Source organism: Actinomadura keratinilytica (assembly GCF_039539665.1).
In the GTDB taxonomy this organism is placed as follows: Bacteria; Actinomycetota; Actinomycetes; order Streptosporangiales; family Streptosporangiaceae; genus Spirillospora; species Spirillospora keratinilytica.
The window spans coordinates 14,509-38,617 of record NZ_BAABDO010000007.1; the positions used below are offsets into that span (position 1 = coordinate 14,509).

The following is a 24,109-nucleotide window of genomic DNA, read 5'->3' on the forward strand; positions in this document are numbered from 1 at the left end:
CGTGTCCTGTTTCGCCGCCGTCTTCGCGCAGACCCCGCAGGGCTGGGTGGGGACCGAGGCCGTGATCTCCGAAGCCGAGGACGTCGACGACATCGCCGATCTGATGCGCGAGGCCGCCGTCGAGTCCTACGGCGATCCCGTCGTGCTGCTGGTCGAGGAGGACGACGAGTGGTTCGCCGTCGTCCGCGTGGACGGCGAGGGCGACCCGCGCGCGTTCGTGTCCGCCGCGCGCGGCGACGGGCTCGGGGCGCTGCTGCGGGAGCTGGTCGGCGAGGTGCCCGACGGCGACGCCGCGGGCGAGGCCGACCTGCTGGACGACCTCGGCGTGGCCGCCGACCGCCTCGCCGAGCTGGGCGAGCGGTCGCTGCCCGGCGATGCGCTGGCGGCGATCGCCGAGCTGGCCGGGTTCGGTGAGGAGTTCGACCGGCTCCGTGACTGACCGCATCACCGCGTACGAGGCCGCGATGCGCCTGGCTCTGGCCGAGGCGCGGCGCGCGGGCGACTCCGGGGACGTGCCGGTCGGCGCGGTCGTCCTCGGCCCGTCCGGCACGGTGATCGGCACCGGCCGCAACGACCGCGAGCGCACCGCCGACCCCACCGGGCACGCCGAGATCGTGGCCATGCGCGCCGCCGCGTCGACGCTGGGCACGTGGCGGCTGGCCGGCTGCACCCTCGTGGTGACGCTGGAGCCGTGCACGATGTGCGCCGGGGCCGCCGTCCAGGCCCGCCTCGACCGGATCGTCTACGGCGCCGTCGACCTCAAGGGGGGTGCCGTGGGCTCCCTGTGGGACGTCGTCCGCGACCGCCGGCTCAACCACCGGCCCGAGGTCGTCGCCGAGATCCTGGCCGCCGAATGCGGCGAACTGCTAACCGAGTTCTTCGTGCACCGCAGAGTCGGGTAGGCTTCCCCGCGGTGGTGTCGCCTAGTGGACGAGGGCGCACGCCTCGAAAGCGTGTGAAGGGCAACCTTCCGTGGGTTCGAATCCCACCACCACCGCGTCGCACACGGAGCCGTGCGTCCGCGCCCGCGGACCGCGGCTCCGCTGCTTTTCGCGGGTGATCCCGGGCGTCAGGCCCGCTGGTGCCGGGCGGCGGTGCCGGCGGCACGGGCAGGGCCGATCCGGGGGATGCGCTGTTCGACCCAGATGGTCTTGCCGCCGGAGCTGTAGCGGGTGCCCCAGCGGTGGGACAGGGCGGCGACAAGCTGCAGGCCGCGGCCGCCCTCGTCGGTGAGCTTGCTGCGGCGGATCAGCGGAGTGGTGAGGCTGCCGTCGGACACCTCGCAGGTCAGCGTCCAACTGCGGATCATGCGCAGCCCGATCGGGCCCTTGGCGTGCCGGACGACGTTGCCGACCAGCTCGCTGACCAGCAGCTCGGTGGTCATGAGAAGGGTGTCGTCCAGCCCCCAGGCCGCGAGCTGCTCGCGCACGTGCTCGCGGGCCAGCCCCGCGGCCCTCGGGTCGTCGGCGAAGGTCCACGACACGACGTTCTCGGGGGCGATCCGGTGCGTGCGCAGGACGAGCAGGGCGGCGTCGTCGGCGATCGGCTCCTGGGCGGGCAGCAGGGCGCGGGTGACGTTGTCGCGGACCAGCCGCAGCGGCATGTCCGGCTCGTCCCGCAGCGCGGCGGTGAGGGTCCCGCTGAGGTGCGCCATGCCGGCGTCGATGTCGTGATCGACCGCCTCCACCAGGCCGTCGGTGTAGAGGACGAGCAGGTCGCCGTCGCCGAGCCGCGCGGTCATGGTGTCGAACGGCGGGGCGGCGGCGCCCAGCGGCGGGTTGCCGGCCGCCGTCAGATAGGCGGCGGTGCCGTCGCGGCGGACCAGCACCGGCGGCGGATGGCCCGCGCTGGCGAACGACAGGACGCCGCTGACGGGGTCGTAGACGCCGTAGAGGCAGGTGGCGAAGTAGTCCTCGCCGAGGTCCCCGACGATCGCGTTCAGCCGGTCGAGGATCTCGTCGGGCGGCAGGTCCAGGTCGGACAGGGTGCGCACCGCGGTGCGCAGCCGTCCCATGGTGGCGGCCTCGGAGATGCCGTGGCCCATCACGTCGCCGATCACCAGGGCGACCCGTTCGGACGACAGCGGGATGACGTCGTACCAGTCGCCCCCGATCTCGGCGCCGTACCCGGCGGGCCGGTAGTGCGCCGCGGCCGACAGGCACGGCAGCTCGGGCAGCTCGCGCGGCAGCAGGTCGCGCTGGAGCTCGCGGGCGCGGGTGGCGGCGTCGTCGTACAGCCGCGCCCGGTCCAGCGCCTGGGCGATCAGGCCGCTGAGCGCGGTGAGCAGGGTGCGTTCCTCCCTGCTCAGGTGGCAGGGGCCGTCGAAGCCCAGCACACCCGCGCCGATGACGCGGCCCGACGCGATCAGCGGCAGGAACGCCCGCGCGTCCTTGTCATCGGCGAACGGGTACTCGACCACATGCGGGAAGCGGGCGAGGATCTCCTTGGCGGAGGCGAAGAACACCGGGGCGCGGGTGCGCAGCACCTGCCCGAACGGCGAGTCCCAGGGGAACGGCGAGCCCGACAGCCGGTCGATGAAGTCCTGGCTGTACCCGGTGCCGCCGGTGACCCGCATGGTGCCGCCCTGCACCTCGCAGATGAGCAGGCCGCTGGCGTTGAAGGCGGGCAGGACGTTCTCGGCGACGGCGTCCACGACGTCCCGCGGGGTGACGGCCTCGGTGAGGGCGCGGGTGAGCCGGTCGATGAGCGCGGCGCGGGCGCTGGCGGCGCGGACCGCCGACAGGACGCGGGCCATCGAGTCCAGGGCGGCGTGGTCCTCGTCGGTGTCCCAGGTGGTGTCCCAGAAGGTGCCGGCCAGCCGGACCGCCTTGCTGGACTCGTCCACCGGGGTGATCATGGCCCGGCTCCGCAGCCAGCCGTAGGAGCCGCTGGCGCGCCGCACCCGGAACTCGGTCTCGTACTCGCGGTCCGCCCGCAGGGCCCGCTCCAGATCCTTTTCGAGGTTCGGCCGGTCGTCGGGGTGGATCATGTCCCGCCAGCTTTCGAACCGCTCTACGGGGCCGTGGAAGTCGATGCCCGCGACCAGCTCGCTCAGCGAATCGCTGTAGACCACGCGGCCGGTGACGACGTCGAGCTCCCACGTTCCGGTGATGCCCTCGGGCTGCGGTTCGGCGCCGCCGGGGTGCGCAGCGGTCGAGGCGTCGGAGGCCGCGCGCAGCAGCACCTCGGCGGCGCTGCGCGCGAGGTCCTGAAAGAACTCCTGCTGGTCGCGGGCGGGCTCGGCGTCCGACGGCACCAGCACGGACAGGGCGCCCAGCGGGCCGGCCGGGCCGGGCAGCGGCACGCAGAGCATTCCGGCGGCCATGGGCAGGCGGGGCGGCCTGGGCCGCAGCGACTCCTCCGCCCACGCGGCGGGCGTCTCGATGGCGGGCCGCCATACCGGCCGCCCGGTGCGCCATGCCTCGGCGGGTGCGGCCGGGTCGCCCTTCGGGATGACCTGCCAGGCGCGGATGAACGACGCAGGCAGCCCGCTGCTGACCGCCAGGTCCAGCTCCCCGGCGACGCCCCCCGCCGCCAGGTGCGCCATGCCGCCCAGCCCGTCGAACTCGGCCATGGCGTGGGCGAGCGCGGACCGCAGGGCGTCGGTGCCGCCGTCACCGGGTTCCACGGCCGCGAGCAGCCGCAGCCGCTCGCTCCGCACCCGGTCCGGCCGCTCCTGCGGGCCTTCCGCTAGCCCTTCGCCTACGCCCACCCAGGCCCTCCTCCCTTGGCCGCCCCGGTGCGGGGGTGCCGGCGCACCCGTGCCCTTTCGCAGACGACACCGTCATAGGGTCTGGTGATACCGCATCAGACCGTGGTGATTCCGCCAGTAAACGATAAGCTCCAACGCGTTAGAGCGGACTGCTCCGTTTGCCCAGTTACCCAACTTTAACGATTTTTGAAGCACAATTGGCGGAAAATTGAGAGATGCCGCTCACCAGGCGCAACCGGTGCGCCCCCCCTCGATGCCGCACACCGGCGGCGTGGACGTCGCCCCCGCTTCAGGCCCGCCGCCGACGAGGCCCCGGCGATTGTCGGCACCGATCAACCGACACTATAGACAAATCACGACAATAGGCGTCTAGAGCAAAATCCCGGTCACAATCACCGCTTTCCGGACGCCCTCAGAACGACAGCGGTCGCCACGGCGCCGAGCCGGACGGCAACACAGGAACCGCCCCACCGACCATGGCGCCGCCATCCGCACCAGCCACCACGAGATCGCCAGTGTGAACGGAACGAAGACCACCATCAGCCGGGCCCGACATGCTCCATACGTGCCAGGGGGGCGCGGCGACAGATGCAGCGGCCTTCACGGGGTGGAAGCGACACCGCCACGGGCCCGTCGCGTCAGCTGCGCACGGCGCGGCCAGCACGCCTCCGGGCCGCCCTGGAGCGAGCGGTGCCGAACGTCATGGCCACACGGTGGGCCCTGCGCCGATCCCGCGTCATTTCGAGAAGGCGACCGAGGCAAGGACGACACTTTCCCGACGGCGACCATGGCGACCACCGGCACCGCCCCACCGGCCTGCCCGTGCGGACGGCAGCGAAGACCACCACCGTTCCAGCCGGCACGCGCTGTACGCACCGAAATCCGCGGAAGCGCGGCGTGGATGGGCCAACCGCCCGAGCGCGGCAGCAACCACTGCCGGTCCGCACGATCAGCCCATGTGCAGGCCGTCAGCATCCCGCCGGGAGCGGTAGCCGAGGCGAGAGCCGGGGGCGACCAGCGGCAACCATGACGCCATTCCGCACCAGCCGCCACCGGATCGCCAGTGCGGGCAGCGGCGAGGACCCGCCACCGGTCCGGCCACCACGCAACACACCTACTGGAATACGCGGTACCCGACGACCGCGGTCAGGTCAGCCAACCGAGCACGGCGGCCACCACGCCCGGTCCGCACGTTCAGCCCATATGCAGGCCGTCCGGCCCTCGGCGGGCGAGGCGACCGAAGCGAGAACCGGGGTCAACCGGCGGCGGCCATGGTGATAGCGGCATCGGCCGTTACTGCGGGTCGCCGGTGTGCGACCAGGTCGATGCAGGCGATGGTCGAGCGGCTGGTGTCGGGTTGCGTCCACGGAGGTGGTGTACGAGTCCGCGCAGGTCAGAAGGCGTGGCGTCGGGTGAGCCCGATCTGCTGCGATCGATGGTCAAGACGATCGGCTGCAGCGGCTCAAGATGTGCTCGCCTGGGGCGGGCAGTCGGCGTTAGGTCGGCTGTCGGCGCCCCGGCCGGTTGATGTGCGACATGAGCAGCGTTCGAGGGCGGGCGCGGCCGCCGTCAGTCGGCGGTGATGAGGCGGGTGGCGATGTGGACGTCGGGTGAGATCTCGCGGAGCCGGGCGGCCAGCTCGTCGCCCGCCTCGCGCAGCCGGTCCAGCGGGTACGGTTCGAGGCGTTCGAGCAGGAAGAGGGCGTTCTTGGTGGACTCGGTGATGCGGGTGCGGACGCACTGCCGCCAGTTCCAGCGGCGGCAGGTCACCCCGGCGTCGTCGCGCCACACCACCTCGCCCTCGTCCGGGTGCTCGACGGCAGGCTCGCCGCCCGCGACGGTGTCGAACGGCTCGTCACCGCCGGCGCGGACCAGGCGCGCCGGTCCGCGGTAGGCGTCGAGGTCCTCGCCGCCGATCGGCAGCACGTACCGCACGCTGACCGCGTTGTAGGCGTCGACGACCTTGTTGATCGAGGGGAGCGCGTCGGCGCGGCGCAGCAGCGCGTCCACCGACGGCCGGGTGCGCTGCGGCTTGGCGCCGAACGCCCGGTACGCCTCGCGCCAGGCGGTGACGTGCGGGTCGTCGGGCGCGGCGTGCTCGGCGGCGGCGGTCAGCCATGCCGCCGAGGTGTCGTCGCCGGGGCCGTTGAGCAGGCCCTCCGCGGTCATCGCGAGCACCGCGAAGTCGGGGCGCAGCGTCCGCACGGCGTCGTCGACGACGATCCGGTCCAGCATTCGGGGTTCCCTCATCTCGGTCAGTAAAATGCAATCGAAAGTCATTATAACGACCGACGGTCCGGGGTCAGGGGTGCGGCGGCGGGAGGAAAGTGTGAGCGATCAGGAGGCGATCGGCGAGGCCGTCGCCAGGACCGTGCGGTCTCTGCGCGCCGGGCACGGCTGGAGCCTGGACGAGCTGGCCGGCCGCTCCGGGGTGAGCAAGGGCGTGCTGGTCGGCCTGGAACAGGGGCGCGGCAACCCCAGCCTGGGCACGCTGATCCGCATCTCCGAGGCCCTCGGGGTGCCGCTGACGCGCCTGGTGCAGGTCGAGGAGGAGCCCGTGACGCGGCTGTTCCCGCCGAACCGGCACGTGGTGCTGTGGCGCGGCCCGTCCGGCGGCACCGGCACCCTGCTGGGCGGCAGCGATCCGCGGCCGTCCCTGGAGCTGTGGCGATGGGTGCTGCGGCCCGGCGAGGTCCGCCGGAGCGACGCGCACGTCCCCGGCACCAAGGAGATCATCTACGTGGAGGACGGCGTGCTGACGCTCGGCGTGGCGGGTCACCGCGACACCGTCCGGGCGGGCACGGCGGCCGTGTTCGTCGGCGACCGCCCGCACTCCTACGGCAACGACACCGACGAGGACGTGCGTTTCGTCCTGGCCGTCATGGACCCGTGACCTCGTCCCACGCGGTCCAGCGGCGCCGCCGATCAGCGGCGGTGGCCGGTCGGTCAGGCGGTCAGGCGGATCGGCATGAGGAGGTAGCGGAAGCCGGTGTCGCCCGTGTCGTCGGGCGGTGTGTCGGAGTCGGGGTCGGTGCCGTCGGGGATGGCCGTCAGCAGCGCGGGACGGGTGGGGCCGGTGCACTCCAGGCGGGTGTACTCGGTGTCGATGCCGGCCAGTCCGTCCAGCAGGTACTGGGGGCTGAAGGCGATGTCGATCCGGTCGCCCGTGAGGTGGGCGGGCATGGTCTCGTTGGCGCGGGCGGCGTCGCCGGACGCGGCCCTGATCCGGACCTGGTCGCCGGTGAAGTCCAGGCGCAGCGGGGTGTTGCGCTCGGTGACCAGCGCCACCCGTTTGATCGCCTCGATGAACGGGGCGGTGCGGACCTTCGCGGTGGTCGACCACGCGTCGGTGAGCCGCCCTCGGTAGTTGATGAACTGGTCGTCCAGCAGCCGCGTCGTCGTACTGCGGTCGCCGCCGGAGATGCCGAGCAGCGTGTCGCCCGTGCCGCCCAGGCCGATGGCGACCTGCGAGCCGGGGCGGATCGCACGGGCCGTGTCGGCGAGGGTGCGGGCGGGCACGACGACGCCCGCGGTGAAGCCCGGTTCCGACGGCGACCAGGTCAGCTCGCGTGCGGCGATCCGGTAGCGGTCGGTGCAGGCCAGCCACATCGTGTCGCCCTCGACATCGATGCGGACGCCGGTGAGCATCGGCAGCGTCTCGTCGCGTCCCGCGGCGGGCGTCACCTGGGCGACGGCGGCGGCGAACACCTCGCCCGGCACCGTCCCGGACGGCCGCGGCGGCTCCGGCAGGGTCGGATAGTCCTCCACCGGCATCGTCTGGAGGCCGAACTCGGCGCTGCCGCAGCGCACCACGACCTCGGTGCCCTTGGTCGCCACCTCGACCGGGTAGGGCGGGAGGTTGCGCACGATGTCGGCGAGCAGCCGGCCCGGCACCAGGACGCGGCCCGGCTCGGCCACGTCGGTCTCGACGGTGGCCTTCGCCGACACCTCGTAGTCGAACCCGGAAAGGGTGAGCGCACCGCCGTCGGACGCCTCGATGAGCATCCCCGCCAGCACCGGAAGCGCGGGCCGCGACGGCAGCGTGCGCGCCGCCCACGTCACGGCCTCGGCAAGCGTCTGCCGTTCGACACGGAACTCCACCATGGCCCACGCCCCCTCGGTCGTCACGGCGCACGTTAACCGCCGGCCCTGACAAAACCGCGTTCCCCGCCTGGCGGAGTCGAAGCCCGCCGGCGGGGAGCCGCGACGCGACGGTCAGAAGAGGGTGGCGGCCTCCGCGGCGGTGCGGCGCTCGAAGTCGAGGAGGAAGCGCTTGCGGTCCAGTCCGCCGCCGTATCCGGTGAGGCCGCCCGTCGAGCCGATGACGCGATGGCACGGGACGATGATGCTGATCGGGTTGCGGCCGTTGGCCAGGCCGACCGCGCGGGCCGCCGTCGGCCTGCCGATCTCCCGGGCGAGCTCCCCGTACGAGACCGTCTCGCCGTAGGGGATCTCCCGCAGCGCCTCCCATACGCGCAGCTGGAACGGCGTACCGTGCAGGGTCAGCGGCAGGTCGAACGTGGTCAGCTCGCCGGCGAAGTACGCCTTGAGCTGCTCGGCGGCGGTCGCGAACGGCTCGTCGGCGACCGTCACCCGCGGGCCGAACCGCTCGTCCGGCGGACGGTGGCGCTGCGCGTCCACATAGAGGCCGCACAGGACGCCCTCGCGGGCGACGAGCGTGAGCGGCCCGACGGGGCTGTCCAGTACGGCGTGCGTGCGGTGCCCGGCCGGGACCGCCGGCGCTGCCGCGGCCGCCGCCGTGACGGGTGTGGAGGTCATGGAGTCACAGATCCCTTCGGAAGATGTTCAGGCGGGGATGCGGTTGATGGCGTGGTCGCCGGTCGCCCACAGGTACTGGACGGCGTAGGCGCGCCACGGCCGCCACCGCGCCGCGCGGCGGATGAGGGCGGCCGGGGTGGCGGGCAGGCCCAACCCGGCGGCGGCGCCGCGGACGCCGAGGTCGGTCGGGACGAACGCGTCGGGGTCGCCGAGGGCGCGCATGGCGATCGTCTCGACGGTCCAGGGGCCGATGCCGGGCACGGCGGCCAGGCGGGCGCGGGCCTCGTCCCAGTCGGCGCCGGCGTCCAGGTCGATATCACCGCCGGCCAGGGCCGTGATCAGCGCGGTGAGGGTGGTGCGGCGGGCGCGCGGGAAGGCCAGGGCGGACGGGTCCGGCTCGGCCAGCGCCTCGGGAGCCGGGAACAGGTGCGTCAGGCCGCCGCCGTCCGGATCGGTGATCGGCTCGCCGTGCGCGGCGACCAGGCGGGCGGCATGGGTGCGGGCCGCCGCGGTGGACACCTGCTGGCCGATCACCGCGCGGATGGCGAACTCCGCCGGGTCGACGGTGTGCGGGACGCGCCGCCCCGGGGCCTTGTCGACCAGCGGGGTTAGCACGTCGTCGGCGCGCAGCAGGTCGTCGACGGCGACCGGGTCGGCGTCCAGGTCCAGCAGGCGGCGGCACCGGCTGATCGCGATGGTCAGGTCGCGCAGGTCGGTGAGGGTGAGCGTGCAGGCCACGTGGTCGGGGAACGGGCGCAGCGCGACGACGCCGTGCCCGTTCGGCAGCCGCAGCGTCCGCCGGTACGCGCCGTCCCGCCACTCCTCGACGCCCGGGACGGCGGTGGCCGCCAGGTGCCCGAACAGGTTGTCGGGGCACAGCGGGGCCCGGAACGGCAGCCGCAGCGACAGCGCCCCGGACGCGACGCCCCGCCGCCCCCGCATCGCCCGTTCACGCAGCTGGGTGGGGGTGAGCGCGAACACCTCGCGCACGGTGTCGTTGAACGCCCGGATGCTGGCGAACCCCGCGGCGAACGCCACGTCCCCCATGGGCAGGGCCGTGGTCTCGATGAGCAGCCGCGCCGTCTGCGCGCGCTGGGCCCTGGCCAGGGCGAGCGGTCCCGCGCCGAGCTCGGCGTTCAGCTGCCGCTCGATCTGGCGGGTGCTGTAGCCGAGGCGGGCCGCCAGGCCGGGGACCCCCTCCCGGTCGACCACGCCGTCCGCGATGAGCCGCATGGCGCGGGCCACCACGTCCGCGCGGTGGTTCCACTCGGGGGAGCCGGGGCTGGCGTCCGGACGGCACCGCTTGCAGGCGCGGAAACCCGCCTGCTGCGCGGCGGCGGCGCTGGGGTAGAAGCGCATGTTCTCCGGTTTGGGCGCCACGACGGGGCAGCTCGGGCGGCAGTAGATGCCGGTGGTCACCACTGCGACGAAGAACCAGCCGTCGAACCGGGCGTCCTTGGCCTGGACAGCCCGTGCGCACCGCTCCACGTCTTCGTGCATGCGTCCAGCTTCACCGATGGTCACCGGCGTCCACTAGCGGAAATCCGACATGACCCTGGCTCATGACATGTCAGGTAATGGATCAGACCCCGGCGGTGCGGCCAGTGTGGTGACCGGCGGGAACGAACCCGCCGCCCACACCGAGGGAGAGACCTGTGAGCGACGCTCGTGCGCTGATCGAACGCTACCTGGCCGCTTGGAACGAGAAGGACCCCGCGGCTCGCCGCGCCGCCATCGACGAGCTGTGGACCGAGGACGCCGCCTACGTCGACCCGCTGGTGGCCGCCGAGGGCCGCGACGCCATCGACGGCGCCATCGCGGCCGTCCAGGCGCAGTTCCCCGGCCTGGTGTTCCGCCTGGCGGGCGACGTGGACGCCCACCACCACCTGGCACGGTTCACCTGGGAGCTGGGCCCCGAGGACGGCGAGGCCCTGGCGGTCGGCTTCGACGTGGCGGAGTTCTCCGAGGACGGACGGATCACCAAGATCCACGGGTTCCTCGACAAGGTTCCCGGCTGAACCGCCCACGACCCTGCAGCGATCACGGGTGGCCCGCGCGATGACCACAGCGCGGGCCACCGTCCCCGGGGGGCGACGGGCGGGGCGGCGGGCACGTCACAGACACCGCGCCGCCAGGCAGCCCGGCCAGGGACGATGGGCGAGACGACCAACGCCAGACGGAACAACAGAGCACAGCAGAAACCACCGCGAACGCAGACGCTCCGCCGCCGCGGCACCGGACCGGCCTCCGGTCGGGAACGATGGGTGAGACGGTAATCGCCAGACGGGACGGCGGGGCACGGCGCGAACCACCGCAGACGCGGGCGCCCACCGCCGTGCCGACCGGACCGGCGCCCAGCCGGAAACGATGGGCGGGACAGCGGACAGCAGGCGGGAGGGCCGGGCATGGCGCGGAGCACCGCGGGCGCGGCGACCGGATCGGCGCCTGCGGTCGGCGGACGAGGCGGCATGGTGCGGACGAGCGGGCCGGCGGACGTAGTGATCATCGAGTGGAGCGAGGACGGCGCGGAGCGGTCGGTGCGCTGGCGTTCGGAGAACCGCACGCCGCCGCCCCGCCGCGTCGTCGTCGCCGACGACCGGATGCGGGCCGACGAGGCGTACCGGCTGGCGTGCGAGGGCACCGCGCTGCTGTGGCGCGGCGACTTCCAGAACGCGCGGCAGCTGCTCGCGGCGATGGCGCGGCGCGCCGACCGCACGCCGCGCCGCAAACGCCGCGCCCGCACCAAGGCCGGCGATCCGTCTCCCGCACAGCGCTTCCATCTGCACAGGCAGGCACAGGGCCGGCGCGCCCGCGTGCTCGGCATGCTCCTGATCCCCGTGGACGCGGGCCATGTCGTCCCACTGCGCCGCGCGCCCGATGTACGGGACGCGTGCCTGGAGGTCTACGGCCCGGCGGAGGAACCGTACGTGGTGTCCCTGCGGGAGCTGCAGGGCCTGATCGGCGCACACGAATGGCGGACAAAGGGTGTGCCCATCCCCGCCCTAGGGGGCGAGCGAATCCACCCCCACTACGGAGTGTTCTCACCCATACGCGGGGAGTACGTCGACCTCGTGGCGCGGGCCCCGCTTCCGTCCACCGAACTCGCCTACGACATCGGCACCGGCACGGGCGTACTCGCCGCGGTTCTGGCGCGCCGGGGCGTGGCACGGGTGGTCGCCACCGACGCCGACCCGCGCGCGCTTGCCTGCGCCCAAGAGAACGTTGACCGCCTGAACCTGTCGGATCGGATCGAGGTCGTCCAGGCCGACCTGTTTCCCCCGGGACGAGCCCCACTGGTGGTGTGCAATCCGCCCTGGCTCCCCGCCCGCCCCACATCGCCCCTGGAACACGCCGTCTACGACCCCGGCAGCGCCATGCTGCGCGGCTTCCTCGCCGGACTGCCCGCGCACCTCACCCCGGACGGCGAGGGCTGGCTGATCCTTTCCGACCTGGCCGAGCATCTCGAGCTCCGAACGCGCACGGAACTGCTCGACGCCTTCACCGAGGCCGGCCTGACGGTCGTGGACCGGCTGGACACCAAGCCCACCCACCCGCGCGCCGCCTCCTCCGACGACCCGCTGCACGCCGCCCGCGCCGCCGAGACCACCTCCCTTTGGCGCCTCTCCCCCGCCTGACGCCCCCGAGCAGCCAACTGGTCGAGCGGACGAGGCGGTCAGGGCGAGCGGAAGAACCGGACCACACGAACGCGAACCGGCGGGCGTGGCGAGGTCGGACATTGGGCGCGGTGCACAGGGGGCGGGCAACCCCCCTCCCCCGCGGCCCCTCATGAGAGCGGAGCCATCGCCCGGCTGAGGGCGGCGGGTCGGGCCTCTATAGTAAACGAACAGACATTTACTAATGGAGGCAGACATGCGGCTCAGCGGCAAGGTCGCCCTGGTGGCCGGGGGCACGCGGGGGGCCGGACGGGGCATCGCCGTCGAACTCGGCGCCGCCGGGGCGACCGTGTACGTCACCGGGCGCACCACCCGGACGTCCCGTTCGGACCTCGACCGGCCCGAGACCATCGAGGAGACCGCCGAGCTGGTCACCGCGCGCGGCGGCACGGGCATCGCCGTCCGATGCGACCACAGCGACCCCGCCCAGGTACGCGCCCTCGTCGACCGCGTCGAATCCGAGCAGGGGCGGCTCGACCTGCTGGTCAACGACGTGTGGGGCGGGGACCACCTCACCACGTGGGACCGTCCGCTGTGGGAGCAGGACCTGTCGGCCGGTCTGACGCTCCTGCACCGCGCCGTCGACACCCACATCATCACCAGCCATCACGCGCTGCCGCTGATGGTGGCGCGGCGCACCGGGCTCGTCATCGAGATCACCGACGGCACCGAACGGATGGTGGACGAGCTGCTCAACGGCTACCGGGGCTCGTTCTTCTACGACCTGGCCAAGCAGACCGTGATCCGGCTGGCCAGGAACCAGGCCGCCGAACTGCGCGAGCACGGCATCGCCGCACTCGCGCTCACCCCCGGCTTCCTGCGCTCGGAGGCGATGCTCGACCACTTCGGCGTCACCGAGGACACCTGGCGGGACGCCATCGCCGAGGACCCGCACTTCGGCGCCTCCGAGACCCCCGCCTACATCGGACGCGCCGTCGTCGCACTGGCCGCCGACCCGGACGTCATGTCCAAGACCGGCGGCTCCTACAGCACGGGCGAGCTGGCCAAGGAGTACGGCTTCACCGACACCGACGGCACCCGCCCCGACTTCGCCGAGTACTACCGCGACTTCCTGGCCCGCACGCGGCGGGAGTCCACCACGGTGTGACGCACCGACGCCGACGGCGGCCCGTGCGCTGCCGACGGCCGGTCGCCTGCCACGAAGATGCGCGGTCGGCGACCGGCCGTCACTGCGCCATGTCGACGAAGCGGCTGTAATGCCCCTGGAAGGCCACGGTCACCGTGGCGGTCGGCCCGTTACGGTGCTTGGCCACGATCAGGTCGGCCTCACCGGCGCGCGGCGACTCCTTCTCGTAGGCGTCCTCGCGGTGCAGCAGGATGACCACGTCCGCGTCCTGCTCGATCGAGCCGGACTCCCGCAGGTCGGACACCATGGGCTTCTTGTCCGTCCGCTGCTCCGGACCACGGTTGAGCTGCGACAACGCGATGACCGGCACGCCCAGCTCCTTGGCCAGCAGCTTCAGCGAACGGGAGAACTCCGACACCTCGACCTGGCGGCTCTCCACCCGCTTGCCGGACGTCATCAGCTGCAGATAGTCGACGATGACCAGCCGCAGGTCGTGCTGCTGTTTCAGGCGCCGGCACTTGGCCCGGATCTCCATCATCGACATGTTCGGCGAGTCGTCGATGAACAGCGGCGCCTCGGCGACCTCGCTCATCCGGCGGGCCAGCCGCGTCCAGTCCTCGTCCGTCATCGTCCCCGACCGCATCGCGTGCAGCGCCACCCGCGCCTCCGCCGACAGCAGACGCATGGTGATCTCGTTGCGGCCCATCTCCAGGCTGAAGAACGCCGAGGTCAGCCCGTGCTTGATGGACGCGGCACGGGCGAAGTCCAACGCCAGCGTGGAGTTGTGCGTGGGAACGCAGGACCGTCCGGCCAGGTACATGCGGTCGTCGTTGTCGACCTGGACGCACCGCACCGGCACGCTCTCCACGGGCCGCACGTCCACGATGTACCGGACGCGGCTCTCCGAGGAGACGGTCCGGCGCGGCCGTGCGGCCGGGGTGAAGGCGACCCGGTAGCGCTCAACGACCTCACCCGAGCTCCCCGTGCCCCGCTCGGTCGTCAGGGTGGCCCGGTGGCCCAGCGTGAGGACGAGCTCGCGGACGTCCTCCGCCAGCCTGCGATCCGCCAGGTCGATCTGCACCTGCCCGGTTTCGGTGACGTGCCCGAGCGCGTCGAGCAGCCCGTCCAGCAGCGCCCGCCGCTGGCCCTGCGAAGCCCGCAGGTAGACGCCGGGAATGTGCGCGTCCTCCAGCAGACCCAGCTCACGCAGCCTGCTTCGGAGGCGAGGGGCGGTGCCGTCCGCGTGCCCGCCGCCGAGCCAGGCGCCCAGCAGGTACGGGTCGATGGGCAGATCGGCGGGCGGCAGGTGGAACGGGGCGGCGACCGCCACGGCGTGGTTGGGACGGCCGTCGTCGCAACGCAGGGTCGCGGCGATCTGCGCGGTCGTCCTGACCGGGTCGTGCCGCGACCTGCCCGGAACTGCGGGCGGCACCATGGGCGCCGCGCCGAGCCGCCCGCCCCGGCGGGACATCCCCGTCCGCGCGTAGGCCGCCGTCACGGAGTCTCTTGCACCGGCACAGCCGGGCCGAACGATCCGCTCAAGCAGCGCTGTGGCAGGTCGCCGACCGAGCGGCTGGTCGTCCAGGCCGCCCTCGTACGCCATCGCGGGCGAAACAGGGACGGCTCCTCGACCGGCCGCGACGACCGCGGCAGTGTGCCACCCGCTCGCCACCGTAACGGCACGCCCGCTGAGCCGGCCCGTCCCGTAACCCTGCCGCCAGCGGCCGCCCCGGTGCCGCCCTCGCTGTTCGACGTGCTCTAGATCGTGTCGCCGACCGTCCCGAGTGGTGGTCCGCCACTGGTGCTCGGCGTCGGCGACGATCACCTCGCCGTCAGAGAACTCGATCTCGTAGCACGGCCGCCCGTGCATCATCTCGGTGGCCGCCACGACCCGGGTCGGCCGCCCATCGGCGCCGATCAGCATGTCGCCGACCTCGACCTCGCCCATGGTCGTCCAGCCGGTGGGGGTCGGCAGCGGCGTGTCGAGCGACAGCGCCTTGCCCATGGCGGGCCGTGCCGCCACGACGATCATCTGCCCCGGGTGGAGGCCGTTGGTGAGGGCGTCGAGATCGGCGAAGCCGGTGGGGACCCCCACCATCTGGCCGCCGCGGCTGCCGATGGCCTCGATCTCGTCCAGCGCGCCGGGCATGATCTCGCTCAGCGGGACGTAGTCCTCGCCGGTGCGCTTGTCGGCGATGGCGAAGACCTCGGCCTGGGCACGGTCGAGGATCTCGTCGGCGTCGGCGCCGTCGGCCGCGTACCCCATCTGCACGATGCGGGTGCCGGTCTCGACCAGCTTGCGCAGCACCGAACGCTCACGGACGATCTTGGCGTAGTAGCCCGCGTTGGCGGCGGTGGGCACCGAGGAGATCAGCGTGTGCAGGTAGGGGGCGCCGCCCACCCGGCCGATCTCGCCGCGCTTGGTCAGCTCGCCCGCCACGGTGACGGCGTCGGCGGGGTCGCCGCGCCCGTACAGGTCCAGGATGACGTCGAAGATGATCTGGTGCGCGGGACGGTAGAAGTCCTGGGTGCGCAGGACCTCGATGACCTCGGCGATCGCGTCCTGGGACAGCAGCATGCCGCCCAGCACGCCCTGCTCCGCGGCGATGTCGTGCGGCGGGGTGCGTTCGAACTCCTGGTCGTGGGGCCCGAGATCGGTCACGCTCACCTGCACACCCCCTCGACTCGGTCATCGGACGCCTCGTGGGCCCCGATGTCGCCCCCGTATCCCAGAAGTACCGGAAGCCTCCGACATTCTCCGGCCCGGCGTGCCGGGGGTGCAAAAGCGGCTGTGGACGGCCTGTGGAGGACCTGTGCAGACACGCCGGTGGACCCTGTGCACAACCTGGGGACAACCCTGCGGATAACTCCGTCCAAGATCCCCAAGCAAGCCGCTGACCTGCGTGAACGTCATCCACCGGGTGTGTGGGAAAGAAAGTCCGCCATCCCCGCCCGAACACACGCCCCGCCCTGTTTCCACACCCGCCCGAGACGCCGGCACCGCCACCCCCGCCAACGGTGGTGGCAGGCGGCGGTGGCGTGGCATCGCTGCTGCCTTTTGGCGAGCGTGCCGGTCAGCGGGTGGGGTGTGGGTGCTGTGGGATGCGCGCGTGCCGGGTCGTTGCAGGTGAGTGCGCCCTGGGGGTGTGTCTTGTGGCTGTGGCGTTCGTCTGTGGTTGATCTCGGGGGTGGCAGGTCGTCTGCTGCTTGTTGCGGGCTCGTGGCTTGGTTGCGGTTGCGTCCGCTGAGGTGGTGTCCGAGGCGTAGGGCCGGTGGTAGGCCCATTCCTCCAACAGGGTGCGATGGAACCGTTCGGCCTTGCCGTTGGCCTGGGGACGCCAGGGCCGGGTCCAGCGTGGCCAGATGCCCGACCGAGCGCAGGTGGCGCGCAAGGTCGCCTTGGTGCAGGCCCAGGCGTTGTCGGTCAGCACACGCCGGATGGTGATGCCGCGGGCGGCGGACCACACCGTGGCGCGGACCGGGAACGCGGCGCAGGTGGCCGCGGTCTCATCGCTCAGGATCTCGGGTGCAGGCGGCCGGGCGGGAGTGCTCGGTTCGGGGCAGTGTGCAGGTAGAGGTAGCCGCCGCTGTCGCGGTGCCGGTTGTTGGGGGCCAGGCTTCACGGCTGCGAATGCGCTAGGTGTGCCGCATCACAGCGTCCACAAAGCCGCGGCACCGAACCAGCGCCGCACCCACCCGCCAAGGCCGCGCTCGCACGGCGGCCGCCACCGTGCTGATCGGAGCCCACCGGCAGCGAACAGCGCACCCGCAGCCGAGGAACCCGCCCCCCAGCTGCGGCGCCCGGTTGGCCCCAGAACCGGCCCGGCCGCGGTCGGACGCCATTGCCCGGGGCCACAGGATGTCTGTCCGGCCGCAGCGCCGGGCCGGCTGGCAGGTGAAGCCGACGGAAACGTGCCGTGCACAAGGCCGCCGCTCACCACCGGATCCGCCGAACGCCGCGTCGCTCCGCCGATGGGCATGGCCTGCATCGAGATCGAGCGGCTTGGCCAGGCGGCAGCCGACTGTAATAGCCAAATCTTTCATAAGCATTACAGACTTGGTAGCGTTGCGGCGGTATGGCCCGTTCACCCCTGCGCGCCCTCGCGAACGCGCACGACCGCGAGATCCTGCGGCTGGCGCTGCCCGCGTTCGGCGCACTGATCGCCGAGCCGCTGTTCCTGCTCTCCGATTCGGCCATCGTGGGGCACCTGGGCACGGCGCAGCTCGGCGGGCTGGGCGTGGCCGGTCAGGCGCTGGCGACGCTGGTGTACCTGTGCATCTTCCTCGCGTACGGCACGACCGCCGGGGTGGCCCGACAGGTGGGGGCCGGCGATGTCCGGGCGGCGGTCCGGCAGGGCATCGACGGCATGTGGCTGGCACTGGCCATCGGGACGGTCCTCGCCGTCGCCTGCGGGCCGCTGGTCCCCTGGCTGGTCGATCTCTTCGGGGCCTCGGCCTCCGTCACCCCGTACGCCCGGACGTATCTGACGGTCAGCCTCCTCGGCATCCCGGGAATGCTGGTCGTGCTGGCCGGCACGGGCGTGCTTCGCGGCCTGCAGGACACCCGCACACCGCTGCTGGTCTCCATCGGAGGTTTCTCGGGAAACCTCGTGCTGAACCTGGTGTTCGTGCTGGGGCTGGGCTGGGGCGTCGCGGGCTCGGCCTGGGGGACCGTCATCGCGCAGACGGCGAGCGCCGCCGTGTACGTCGCGGTGGTGCTGCGCGCCGCCCGCAGGCACGGCGCACCGGTGCGGCCGGATCTCGGCGGGCTGCGCACCGCCGCCACGGCGGGCGTGAACCTGCTGCTGCGGACGGCGGCGCTTCGCGTGGTGCTCATCGTGGGCACCTCCGTGGCGGCCCGCATGGGCGACGCCGAGATCGCGGCCTACCAGGTGGGTTTCCAGGTGTGGACGCTGCTGGCGTTCGCGCACGACGCCATCGCGATCGCCGGACAGGCCATCACGGGTCGTCATCTCGGGGCCTCCGACACCGTGGGGACGCGTGCCGCGACCCGCCGGATGGTCCAGTGGGGCGTCGGCTGCGGGGTCGTGTTCCTGCTGGGCCTCCTCCTCGTGCGGCCGTGGCTGCCCGAGTTCTTCACCAGCGACGGCCGGGTGCGCGACCTGCTGCTGGTCAGCCTGGTCCTGGTCGCACTGCTGCAGCCGGTCGCGGGTGTGGTGTTCGTGCTGGACGGCATCCTGATCGGAGCGGGCGACGGCGCGTATCTGGCCGCCACGACCGTGATCGCGACGGTGGTGTTCCTGCCCGCCGCGCTGGCGGCCTACGGGACCGGCGCCGGGCTGGTCGGGCTGTGGCTGGCCATCGGGTTGTGGATGGTCGCCCGGCTGATCACATTGGGCGTGCGGGCGCTCGGGGACGCCTGGCTGGTCACCGGTGCCGTCCGCCGCTGACCAGCGCAAAGCACGTTTCACGGGGTTCGTGTGATGCGGGGGGCTCCCCTGCCGAAACCCCGTCTCCGAGCCTCCTGAACCGCTAGAATTCGAACATGCGTTCTACAAATGGCGAGCGGCTCGCCCTGCTGACCCAGGCGATCGACGACCTGGCCGCCGAGGGCATGGCCGACCTGCCCCCGGAGACCCTGGTGGAACGCATCGCGGGCATCTGGTCGCTCGTGGAGGGCATCGACCCGGAGATCGCCCGCCGCCGCAGCCGCTATATGGCCACGGAGAACTAGCCCGACAGCGCCGCGTCACAGGCCCGCCGCACACCGGCGTACGGGCGAGTGCGGCAACGCACACGGCACGTCGGTCCCAATGCCCCGATCAGGTCTGCCGGTGCACGCGCTGCTGTCCCCTGGTTGCGCACGGCCTCGACCACGGGCGGCGGCACGTCCAGCGACGCCACCGGCCCGTCGATCTGCCGTCCGCCGTGATTGGACGATCACACCGTCCATGCCCGCATCCGCCGCGCGTCATGGCCTTAGGGCGATTGGCCCGTGCCAGTGCTCGCACAGGAGCACCAGGTCGTCCCAGGTCAGCGAGGGGTCACCCACGTTGGCCGCCCAGTGCAGGACGCCGCGTCGGTGATCTGCACGCCGATCGCCCGGCCATCCCGCTGAACCGCAGAGGAGCATCTGGCTAGGTGGCCTCCCCGGCGGAACACCCCCTTACTCGAGAAGGTCCAGCAGGGATGACGCGTCACCAGGCGCCTCAGGAGGGCTCACCGGATCCGTCACGGCCGGTTCCGGAGCCGCTGATGGCGCGTCAGGCCTGGTGGACGAGGGACTGGGCGTTTCAGGCGCGGAAGGACGGGACGTCGGCGACGTGCTCGGCGCGGGGTCGGTGTCGGGGCGGGCGGCGCGGGCGTCGGCCCTTCTGCGCACCCGTGGTTTCTTCGGCCGGGCGCGTCCGATGGAACGTTCGAGACGGTCCGCGACGCCGCGCCGCAGGTCGGGAAGCATCGCGTACAGGACGTCGCCGGGGCAGTCGGTGGCGGCGAAGTCGCGGTGTCCGACGATGGCGCGGAACGGGTCGAGTTCGTACTGCGCGCACAACCACGCGCAGACCCGCTCCAGGGAGACCCAGAGTCGGCGGGGCACCTCGTCCTCCATATAGGTGCCCTCGTTCTCTATGCCGATGGTGGTGCGGTTGTAGCCCCGTACCTGCGCACCGACGACCAGGTGACCGCGCCGGATGGCCCTCAGGCTGCGGTTCCTGCCCTCCATCACGTGGCCGCCACGGCTGATGGTGAGCTGCTGCCCGGCGTCGGCCCAACCCCGGACGCGCATGTGGTGATGCTGGATCCAGCGTGACAGCCAGTAGGCGTGTTGGAGCGACTCGTCCGGATAGTTCGGCGTGGCCGTGTGGTGGACGACGATGTTTCTGGGCCGACGGCGCAGGATCTGGGCCCGTTCCCGAGGCGGCCGTGCACCCCACTCGCTGCGCGTGTGGATCCGGGGACGCAAAGCGGACAGGGCAAGCCGACGGTCGTCTTGGCCGCCCGCCGGCAGGTGCGGAGAGTCCGCGGCGGCAACCGCGGGCAACGTCTCAAGAAGAAAGGCGTCGAACAGGCCGATGCCGAGCACCCCCGCCACCGTCCGGCGCATCGGCCACCTGCCTTCTTCAGGATGACCTTTCGAAAGCGCGGCCATATCGCCCCTTCCCCCCGCGGTCGGATCACTACGGAAGGTAGTTGTCCGGCAGACGGGGCACCAAAGAGAGGGCGTTTCGCGGACGTTTCACATGAAACGCAGCACAGGCCACGCGCAGACGGGCTTCCGCTCGTGCCCCTCTGCCCTGCTGCGACGCACCCCATAGAGCCGCAACGCAATCAGCCATACATCAGAAGACGGAGGTGGGCACGGTACGCGCCGTCGGCATCGGGCGGGACGGGGCAGCCCGGCCCTCGGCGCTCCTGGCCGTGCTGCGCACCCCCCGTGCGCGGCACACAGGTCGAAGCGCAGAACCGGGACGACTCCGGGCCGCCCGTGATGGCTCCTGCTTTCGGCTGTGGTCGATCTCGAATGCGAGGGGCGGTAGCCGGGTCGCCCGCCATCTGCTGCGGACCCGCGGCGCGCCCCCACCATCTGCGAACGGCCGGTCAGCGGGCCGGACGGATCTGCCGCGGACCGAGGCGGCGGCCCCGTCTCCGATACGGCCACCCCGCCGATGCCGCAACGTCACCAACCGGCTTGAGTGACGACGCGGCAACGCCGCCCGCCGCGCCAAGCGCGCACCACCGGGCGGGACCAGCGCAGTGCTGCGGATCCACCATGATCCACCGGACAGGACTTGGCAGTGCTTCGTCGGCTCGCTAGCGAGTGTCTGGCGTGCGGGTGCGGCAGTGACCGGTCCAGGTGGCGAGCAGTGTCTGCGGCCGACGTGGAACGGTGTCGAGGGTCAGCCCGCCCCGGCCGCTTGTGGGCTGGTCAGCGCGGAGCCTTGAGGACAAGGGGTGGGGCGCCGGGTGTGCAGGCCCGGCGCGATGCGCCACGTCGCGGGGTGGGGCCGCCGGCCGCTGGTGGTCCCTGGGCGGCGTGGCGCATCGCGTCAGTGGTGTCGTTGCCGCGGTCCGATCAGGCGGCGATGACGTTGACGTCGATCGTCGCGTTGACGTCGGCGTGCAGCCGGACGCTGACCTGGTGGGAGCCGAGCGTCTTGATCGGGTTGGCGATCTCGATGCGGCGCTTGTCCAGTTCGGGCCCGTCGGCGGCCTTGACCGCCTCGACGATGTCGGCGGCGGTCACCGCGCCGAACAGGCGCCCGTTGCTGCCGCTGCGGGTGCGCAGCGTCACCTTCAGGGCCTGCAGCTGGTCGGCGATCTCGCGGGCGTGCTCGATCGTCGCGATCTCGCGGGCCGCCCGCGCCTTCTTGATGGACTCGATCTGCTTCTCCGCGCCCCGAGTCCACTTGATCGCGAACCCGCGCGGCACGAGGTAGTTGCGGCCGTAGCCGTCACGGACCTCGATGACGTCCCCCGGCTCGCCGAGCCCGGAGACCTGCTGGGTCAGGATGAGCTTCATGTCTGCTGGTCCCTCCCCACTCAGCGCGCGGTGCTGGTGTACGGCAGCAGCGCCATCTCGCGGGCGTTCTTGATCGCCGTGGCGACGTCCCGCTGGTGCTGGGTGCAGTTACCGGTCACGCGGCGGGCACGGATCTTGCCGCGGTCGGAGATGAACTTCCGCAGCAGGACCGTGTCCTTGTAGTCGACGTAGGAGATCTTCTCCTGGCAGAACACGCAAACCTTCTTCTTGGGCTTGCGCGGAGGTGGCTTCGCCATCGTGGTGCTCCTTTAACGAGAGCCCCGCTCACGCGGGAATGGACGTGTGTTCAAGGTTGGATGCCGGCCGACGCGGCGCGAGGCCGCCACCGGCGCCGCCGGCGGAGCCCCTGCCGTGCGGTCGAGGGGGTCGGCCCGGTGCGACGGCCGCCACGACCGGGCCGGCCGTGGCGGGTCGCAGCCGAGGCATGTCCGAGTGCGGGTCAGAACGGCGGGTCGTCGGAGAACCCGCCCCCGCCACCGCCGGTGGTGGCCCAGGGGTCGTCCATCGGGGCGCCGCCGGGGCCGCCGGCCTGGCCGCCACCGCCGAAACCGCCGCCGGGGCCGCCGAAGCCGCCGCCGCCCTGGCGCTGGGTCTTGTTGACCTTCGCGGTCGCGTTGCGCAGGGACGGGCCGACCTCGTCGACCTCGATCTCGTACACGGTGCGCTTCTCACCCTGCTGGGTCTCGTACGAGCGCTGCTTGAGCCGCCCCTGCACGATCACCCGCATGCCGCGCTGCAGGCTCTCGGCCACGTTCTCGGCCGCCTGCCGCCAGACGTTGCAGGTGAGGAAGAGGGCCTCGCCGTCCTTCCACTCCCCCGACTGGCGGTCGAAGAACCGCGGCGTGGACGCGACGCGGAATGACGCGACCGCCTGCCCGCTGGGGGTGAAGCGAAGGTTCGGATCCTCGACGAGGTTGCCGACAAGGGTGATCTGGGTGTCGCCTGCCATGGGCTCGCTCCGGCTGGTGTGGCTGGTGTGCGGTACCGGGCCCCGCTCAGTGGACCTCGGGGCGGATGACCTTCGTACGCAGCACCGACTCGCTCAGGTTGAGCTGCCGGTCGAGCTCCTTGACCGTGGCAGGCTCGGCCGTCAGGTCGATCACCGCGTAGATGCCCTCCGACTTCTTCTGGATGTCGTAGGCCAGGCGCCGACGACCCCAGACGTCGAGCTTCTCCACGCTGCCGCCGCCATCCTTGACGACCTTCAGGAACGGGTCCAGCGACGCGGCCGCGTTGCGCTCGTCGATCGCGGGGTCGAGGATGGTCATGACTTCGTAACGACGCATGCTTATGTCCCTACCTCCTCTGGACTGATGCGGTCACGGTCTCTCCGTGACAGGAGGGCTCTTGCGTCCCCCACGGCGGCGGACCGAACCGATGATCGGGGCACCACCGCCCGTGAGACCGGTACAGGCTACCAAGCTCAGACGCCCTCCGAACCCCTTCTCGGGGCTGCCGCCAGGGCACTCTGCCTGCTCTACCGCGATTCGACCGGCTTCGTCCACCCAAAAGGAGAACCCGGCCACCCTCGCGAGGTGACGGCTGAGCAAGCGCGGCATCAAGGGGCCTATCCGGGGGCCGGTCGACGTTGTGGGACGCGGCGACGACCGGGGGCGCCGCCGAGGCGTCCGGTGGTCGCGGAGACGGGGCCGCGGACGAGCGGGTGCGGCTCCCGGACTCGCCGGAGGTGTCGGGCCCCGGCCGCCGACCGCCGTCCCGGCGACCGGGGTGACGCCCGCAGGGCCGTCGCCCGCGACGCCCCGCATGCCGCCGCTGACACCGCACCGGCGCCGTGCGTGGGGGTTGCCGGTGGCGACGCTCCTGGGGACGGGCACCGCAGCGGTCCGGCCCGCGCCGGTCGTCAAGGCGGCGGGACGCGCCGCCGGCGCCCCGACCGCCGCCGGCACCGGGCCCGGCGGCGTCGCCGGACCCGGACGACGGCCACGGCACCACCGCATCGCGCTCATGAGAGGCGGCGTCAGCGGCGGGTCGCGGTGGCGGGGGCCGACCTGGCGGCGCAGCGGCGGCGCTCCAGCTCGGCCATGATGTCTGCCATCCGGGCGCGCATGCGGGCGGTCTGGGTGGTCAGCAGCGACAGCTCCTCGACGAGCTCCGCGTCGCCGATGACCGCGAGTTCGCTCTCCCTCATCTTCGGCACCTCCTGGGTGTCCACGCGGCCTCGAATCCATGTTCGACACTACCGGTCCCCGCCGACGGTTTCCGCACTCGCGGCTCCGGTTGATCTATCGGACCGTGGGGAATCTCTTTACCGCGTCGTCCGTGCCCGGCGGCGCCGATCCGCGACCGCCGTGGCCGGAACCACAGGTGAACCCCGACCCGACGAGCTTCCCGAC

Annotated in this window: 20 protein-coding genes, 1 tRNA gene and 1 pseudogene; 9 read left to right on the top strand and 13 right to left on the bottom strand. The window is 72.5% G+C overall.

From position 1 onward, the window contains the following. The first annotated feature begins 1 nt into the window (after nt 1). The 3 genes from ABD879_RS03955 (at nt 2) to ABD879_RS03965 (ending at nt 997) form a co-directional block, all read left to right on the top strand. Nucleotides 2-439 (top strand): tRNA adenosine deaminase-associated protein, encoded by a 438-nt coding sequence (locus tag ABD879_RS03955; RefSeq protein WP_345017514.1) that lies wholly within the window; start codon nt 2-4, stop codon nt 437-439. Next, nucleotides 432-902 (top strand): tRNA adenosine(34) deaminase TadA, encoded by a 471-nt coding sequence (tadA, locus tag ABD879_RS03960; RefSeq protein WP_345017516.1) that lies wholly within the window; start codon nt 432-434, stop codon nt 900-902. Before ABD879_RS03955 ends, tadA begins: the two co-directional genes overlap by 8 nt. A 10-nt stretch (nt 903-912) precedes the next feature. Continuing rightward, nucleotides 913-997: transfer RNA gene (locus ABD879_RS03965), tRNA-Ser, on the top strand. 72 nt (nt 998-1,069) lie between these two features. Here the strand turns inward: ABD879_RS03965 and ABD879_RS03970 are convergent. Next, the gene (locus ABD879_RS03970; protein WP_345017518.1) at nt 1,070-3,712 is read right to left on the bottom strand and encodes a SpoIIE family protein phosphatase; all 2,643 of its coding nucleotides are present in this window, start codon (nt 3,710-3,712) and stop codon (nt 1,070-1,072) included. Nucleotides 3,713-5,281: 1,569 nt separating this feature from the next. Then, a complete protein-coding gene (locus tag ABD879_RS03975) occupies nt 5,282-5,962 on the bottom strand; it encodes a B3/B4 domain-containing protein (protein WP_345017520.1) in 681 nt (226 codons plus the stop codon). Nucleotides 5,963-6,041: 79 nt separating this feature from the next. Here ABD879_RS03975 and ABD879_RS03980 point away from each other — a divergent pair, with 79 nt between their 5' ends. Then, nucleotides 6,042-6,605 (top strand): helix-turn-helix domain-containing protein, encoded by a 564-nt coding sequence (locus ABD879_RS03980; RefSeq protein WP_345017522.1) that lies wholly within the window; start codon nt 6,042-6,044, stop codon nt 6,603-6,605. A gap of 53 nt (nt 6,606-6,658) precedes the next feature. Here the strand turns inward: ABD879_RS03980 and dnaN are convergent, their stop codons facing one another. The 3 genes from dnaN to ABD879_RS03995 form a co-directional block, all read right to left on the bottom strand. Next, nucleotides 6,659-7,813, bottom strand: a complete 1,155-nt coding sequence (gene dnaN, locus ABD879_RS03985) for a DNA polymerase III subunit beta (protein ID WP_378272661.1) — start codon at nt 7,811-7,813, stop codon at nt 6,659-6,661. A gap of 114 nt (nt 7,814-7,927) precedes the next feature. Continuing rightward, nucleotides 7,928-8,491, bottom strand: a complete 564-nt coding sequence (locus ABD879_RS03990) for a methylated-DNA--[protein]-cysteine S-methyltransferase (RefSeq protein ID WP_345017526.1) — start codon at nt 8,489-8,491, stop codon at nt 7,928-7,930. 27 nt (nt 8,492-8,518) lie between these two features. Next, the gene (locus ABD879_RS03995) at nt 8,519-9,991 is read right to left on the bottom strand and encodes an AlkA N-terminal domain-containing protein (protein WP_345017528.1); all 1,473 of its coding nucleotides are present in this window, start codon (nt 9,989-9,991) and stop codon (nt 8,519-8,521) included. A 155-nt stretch (nt 9,992-10,146) separates the two neighbouring features. Between ABD879_RS03995 and ABD879_RS04000 the strand changes: the two genes are divergently transcribed. From ABD879_RS04000 to ABD879_RS04010, 3 genes are all read left to right on the top strand, one after another. Continuing rightward, nucleotides 10,147-10,509: a nuclear transport factor 2 family protein gene (locus ABD879_RS04000; protein ID WP_345017529.1), complete on the top strand. Its 363-nt coding sequence runs from the start codon at nt 10,147-10,149 to the stop codon at nt 10,507-10,509. Nucleotides 10,510-10,896: 387 nt separating this feature from the next. Next, complete coding sequence (locus tag ABD879_RS04005) at nt 10,897-12,126, top strand: methyltransferase (RefSeq protein WP_345017530.1); 1,230 nt, start codon at nt 10,897-10,899, stop codon at nt 12,124-12,126. A 235-nt stretch (nt 12,127-12,361) separates the two neighbouring features. Then, a complete protein-coding gene (locus tag ABD879_RS04010) occupies nt 12,362-13,273 on the top strand; it encodes an SDR family oxidoreductase (protein ID WP_345017532.1) in 912 nt (303 codons plus the stop codon). A 79-nt stretch (nt 13,274-13,352) separates the two neighbouring features. Here ABD879_RS04010 and dnaB read toward each other — a convergent pair whose 3' ends face one another. Together dnaB and ABD879_RS04020 are read right to left on the bottom strand one after the other, a co-directional pair. Further along, on the bottom strand, nt 13,353-15,920 hold the full coding sequence (gene dnaB / locus ABD879_RS04015) for a replicative DNA helicase (RefSeq protein ID WP_345017534.1): 2,568 nt from the start codon (nt 15,918-15,920) through the stop codon (nt 13,353-13,355). Between the two features lie 568 nt (nt 15,921-16,488). Continuing rightward, nucleotides 16,489-16,865: pseudogene (locus ABD879_RS04020) on the bottom strand (integrase core domain-containing protein); the annotation flags it as partial. A 463-nt stretch (nt 16,866-17,328) separates the two neighbouring features. Here ABD879_RS04020 and ABD879_RS04025 point away from each other — a divergent pair. Continuing rightward, nucleotides 17,329-18,663, top strand: coding sequence for an MATE family efflux transporter (locus tag ABD879_RS04025; RefSeq protein ID WP_345017536.1), 1,335 nt, complete (start codon nt 17,329-17,331; stop codon nt 18,661-18,663). Between the two features lie 95 nt (nt 18,664-18,758). After that, on the top strand, nt 18,759-18,947 hold the full coding sequence (locus ABD879_RS04030; protein WP_345017538.1) for a hypothetical protein: 189 nt from the start codon (nt 18,759-18,761) through the stop codon (nt 18,945-18,947). Between the two features lie 432 nt (nt 18,948-19,379). Here ABD879_RS04030 and ABD879_RS04040 read toward each other — a convergent pair whose 3' ends face one another. The 6 genes from ABD879_RS04040 to ABD879_RS04065 form a co-directional block, all read right to left on the bottom strand. Next, the gene (locus ABD879_RS04040; protein ID WP_345017542.1) at nt 19,380-20,363 is read right to left on the bottom strand and encodes a peptidoglycan recognition protein family protein; all 984 of its coding nucleotides are present in this window, start codon (nt 20,361-20,363) and stop codon (nt 19,380-19,382) included. Between the two features lie 924 nt (nt 20,364-21,287). Next, on the bottom strand, nt 21,288-21,734 hold the full coding sequence (gene rplI, locus ABD879_RS04045) for a 50S ribosomal protein L9 (protein WP_345017543.1): 447 nt from the start codon (nt 21,732-21,734) through the stop codon (nt 21,288-21,290). 20 nt (nt 21,735-21,754) lie between these two features. After that, entirely contained in the window at nt 21,755-21,991 is a 237-nt protein-coding gene (gene rpsR, locus ABD879_RS04050) for a 30S ribosomal protein S18 (protein WP_026403973.1), read from the bottom strand. A 203-nt stretch (nt 21,992-22,194) separates the two neighbouring features. Then, a complete protein-coding gene (locus ABD879_RS04055) occupies nt 22,195-22,704 on the bottom strand; it encodes a single-stranded DNA-binding protein (protein ID WP_345017545.1) in 510 nt (169 codons plus the stop codon). A gap of 46 nt (nt 22,705-22,750) precedes the next feature. Further along, nucleotides 22,751-23,041: a 30S ribosomal protein S6 gene (rpsF, locus tag ABD879_RS04060; protein WP_285496791.1), complete on the bottom strand. Its 291-nt coding sequence runs from the start codon at nt 23,039-23,041 to the stop codon at nt 22,751-22,753. 692 nt (nt 23,042-23,733) lie between these two features. Beyond that, the gene (locus ABD879_RS04065; protein ID WP_345017547.1) at nt 23,734-23,904 is read right to left on the bottom strand and encodes a hypothetical protein; all 171 of its coding nucleotides are present in this window, start codon (nt 23,902-23,904) and stop codon (nt 23,734-23,736) included. Nucleotides 23,905-24,109 lie beyond the last annotated feature (205 nt).

What these genes read in the sequence shown, in the direction of transcription:
- ABD879_RS03975 (WP_345017520.1), bottom strand. Translation starts at nt 5,962, where the DNA reads ATGAGGGAACCCCGAATGCTGGACCGGATCGTCGTCGACGACGCCGTG.
- ABD879_RS03990 (WP_345017526.1), bottom strand. Translation starts at nt 8,491, where the DNA reads ATGACCTCCACACCCGTCACGGCGGCGGCCGCGGCAGCGCCGGCGGTC.
- ABD879_RS03995 (WP_345017528.1), bottom strand. Translation starts at nt 9,991, where the DNA reads ATGCACGAAGACGTGGAGCGGTGCGCACGGGCTGTCCAGGCCAAGGAC.
- ABD879_RS04005 (WP_345017530.1), top strand. Translation starts at nt 10,897, where the DNA reads ATGGCGCGGAGCACCGCGGGCGCGGCGACCGGATCGGCGCCTGCGGTC.
- ABD879_RS04010 (WP_345017532.1), top strand. Translation starts at nt 12,362, where the DNA reads ATGCGGCTCAGCGGCAAGGTCGCCCTGGTGGCCGGGGGCACGCGGGGG.
- ABD879_RS04025 (WP_345017536.1), top strand. Translation starts at nt 17,329, where the DNA reads ATGGCCCGTTCACCCCTGCGCGCCCTCGCGAACGCGCACGACCGCGAG.
- ABD879_RS04030 (WP_345017538.1), top strand. Translation starts at nt 18,759, where the DNA reads ATGCGTTCTACAAATGGCGAGCGGCTCGCCCTGCTGACCCAGGCGATC.
- ABD879_RS04040 (WP_345017542.1), bottom strand. Translation starts at nt 20,363, where the DNA reads ATGGCCGCGCTTTCGAAAGGTCATCCTGAAGAAGGCAGGTGGCCGATG.
- rplI (WP_345017543.1), bottom strand. Translation starts at nt 21,734, where the DNA reads ATGAAGCTCATCCTGACCCAGCAGGTCTCCGGGCTCGGCGAGCCGGGG.
- rpsR (WP_026403973.1), bottom strand. Translation starts at nt 21,991, where the DNA reads ATGGCGAAGCCACCTCCGCGCAAGCCCAAGAAGAAGGTTTGCGTGTTC.
- ABD879_RS04055 (WP_345017545.1), bottom strand. Translation starts at nt 22,704, where the DNA reads ATGGCAGGCGACACCCAGATCACCCTTGTCGGCAACCTCGTCGAGGAT.
- rpsF (WP_285496791.1), bottom strand. Translation starts at nt 23,041, where the DNA reads ATGCGTCGTTACGAAGTCATGACCATCCTCGACCCCGCGATCGACGAG.
- ABD879_RS04065 (WP_345017547.1), bottom strand. Translation starts at nt 23,904, where the DNA reads ATGAGGGAGAGCGAACTCGCGGTCATCGGCGACGCGGAGCTCGTCGAG.